Source organism: Gordonia sp. UBA5067, assembly GCF_002414845.1.
GTDB lineage: Bacteria > Actinomycetota > Actinomycetes > Mycobacteriales > Mycobacteriaceae > Gordonia > Gordonia defluvii.
In genome coordinates this window covers 1,388-3,850 of the sequence record NZ_DIAX01000061.1, presented here as the reverse complement: position 1 = coordinate 3,850, position 2,463 = coordinate 1,388, and the positions used below count along the sequence as shown (strand labels likewise).

General features: G+C 66.2%; 3 protein-coding genes. 2 read left to right on the top strand and 1 reads right to left on the bottom strand.

What is annotated here, in order from left to right:
* A partial coding sequence (locus B4M62_RS10695; RefSeq protein WP_290707513.1) for an endonuclease domain-containing protein occupies positions 1-278 on the top strand: 278 nt, incomplete at its 5' end.
* A 60-nt stretch (positions 279-338) separates the two neighbouring features.
* Here B4M62_RS10695 and B4M62_RS10690 read toward each other — a convergent pair.
* Positions 339-2,087, bottom strand: coding sequence for a diflavin oxidoreductase (locus tag B4M62_RS10690; protein ID WP_290707511.1), 1,749 nt, complete (start codon positions 2,085-2,087; stop codon positions 339-341).
* A 235-nt stretch (positions 2,088-2,322) separates the two neighbouring features.
* Between B4M62_RS10690 and rpmE the strand changes: the two genes are divergently transcribed.
* A partial coding sequence (gene rpmE, locus B4M62_RS10685; RefSeq protein ID WP_290707518.1) for a 50S ribosomal protein L31 occupies positions 2,323-2,463 on the top strand: 141 nt, incomplete at its 3' end.

Here is a 2,463-nt window from a genome sequence, read left to right as displayed (position 1 = left end):
CGCACTCTGAAGTCCGAAGAGCCCCCATTGCTGACGAGGTCGGTCGCGAGTTCGCCCGGGCTGATCTTGGCTATCGGGCCGAGAAGATCGTCATTGAGTACGACGGTGCAGAATTCCACGAGACCCCGGCGCAGCAGGCTCACGACATGGCGCGAGATGCGAAGCTGGAAGCCCTGGGGTGGAAGGTGATTCGGATCAATGCGAAGCGCCTTTTCGAAGAGCCGTGGAGCATCCTGACTGAGATTGAGCGAGCGCTACACGAGCGAGGCAGGTACTGACTGCCCACTCGGCGACAGTGAGGTGCCCACTCGGCGGGGTTGGGGTGCCCACTCGGCGGATCAGTAGACGTCGCGCAGGTAGCGCTTATCCTTCTTGAGCTCGTCGACGTAGTGGGCCGCGCCACCGGAGTCGAAGCCTCCGTGTTTGGCGACGATCTCGTGTAGCGCCTCGTCGACATCGTGGGCCATCCGGGTCGCGTCGCCGCACACGTAGACGTGCGCCCCGCGCTCCAGCCATGCCAAGAGGTCGGCTCCGTTTTCTTCCATCCGGTGCTGGACGTAGTCCTTGTGCCCCTGGTCGCGTGAGAAGGCGAGGTCCAGTCGGCTCAGGACGCCGTTGGCGGCGAACGCCTCGATCTCGTCCCGATAGGCGAAGTCGAACTCGCGGCGCTGGTCGCCAAAGAACAGCCAGCTCTCCCCGGTCGCCCCGCGCGCCGCCCGTTCGTAGAGGAACGAGCGGAACGGGGCGATACCGGTACCCGGCCCGATCATGATGATCGGCACATCATCGGCCGGCAGGCGGAACGACCGGTTGGGGGTGATGAAGACACCCACCTCGTCGCCGACGGCTCGCCGGTCGGCCAGGAATGTCGTGGCGCAGCCGCCGTGGTCGCGGTCAAATGACCGGTACCGCACCGTCGCCATCGTGATGTGCACGCTGTTCCCGTGCTTCGCCGGGGATGATGCGATTGAATAGGCGCGCGGCGCGAGCGGGCGCAGCTCGCCCAGTAACTCCTCGCCGGTGATCGTCAATGAGGGGTCGACGTTGAGGACGTCGAGCACGTCACGCCCCCACAGCCACGCCTCGAGCGCCTCACGATCACCGGTCTCCGACAGGTGGGTGAGCTCGGCGTCACCGCTGCGCGTGGCGACGTAGTCGACGAGGTACTTCGAAGCCGTCGAGATCTCATAGTGACTGGTCAACGCCTCGCGCAACGTGCGCTCGCTGCGGCGGTCGACGATCACCTCATCGCCGGTCGCGCCCAGGCGTTCCAGAATGCGCTCAACGGCGGCCGGATCGTTGACCGGTAGCACCGACAAACCGTCGCCGGGCTGGTAGTCGATGCCGCTGTCGCCGAGTGTCAACTCGATGTGGCGGACCTCTTTCGCCGAGCCGGCGCCGGACAGCACGCTGTTCGCCACAACGGTCGCCCGATAGGGGTTTCGCCGGCTCCAGGAAGTCTTGCGCGCGGGCTGTTGTTCGGGTTCCGGGGGCGCACTCACCGGCGGTGCGGGAGGTGTGGTGATCCCGGCGAATTGATCGAGTGCGCGCGGCAGCCACGTGTCGATCGCCGCCTGGAAGTCGACGTCACATTCGGCGCGTGCGACGACGCGCCGCGCGCCGAGTTCGGCGAGGCGGGTGTCGAGATTGATGGCGGTCTGACAGAAGCCGTCGTAGCTGGAATCGCCGAGTCCGCACACGGCGACCTCGACGCCGTCGAGGCGGGGCGCGTCGTTGCTGGCCACCGCCCGCCACAGGTCCGCTGCGTTGTCGGGCATGTCGCCCTCGCCGTAGGTGGAGACGACGATAAGGATCTTGCGCGCCGCCGCGATATCGGCGATATCGACTTCGTCCATGTCGGCGACCCGGCACACCAGGCCGCGCGGGGCGGCGAGGCGTTGCACCTGGACCGCGACCCACTCCGCATTGCCCGACTGCGTGCCGTAGAGGACGAGTAGTTCTTCGCCGCCGGCCGGCGCCGTGACATCCGGCCGTGCCTTCAACCCGGCGAGGTACCCTGCGATCCAGGCCTTCTGCTCGCCGGTCAGCGGTGTATCGGGCGTCGGGGGAGAGGCGAGCAGGTCCATCGGGTATCGGTCCCTATCGGTAGGCGGGTGGTTCGGCAGGCGGCAGACAAACGGCCGTATCAATGTATCGGTCGGGAATGCCCGGGGGACAGGTGCTGTTAACCCGGTAGGCGGTCGGAGGCCATGATTTCGGGACATCGTGCCCCGCGTGGCATACTGGATCGTCGAATCCAGTCCGGTTCCGGTTCACACTCGGCAATCCACCGGGTGACCCGGCGACCATGAAAGGGACACCATGAAGAAGGACATCCATCCGGAGTACGTGGCCACCACCGTCGTGTGCGGCTGCGGTAACACGTTCGAGACCCACAGCACCAAGTCTGATGGCCGGATCAACGTCGAAGTCTGCTCGCAGTGCCACCCGTTCTACACGGGC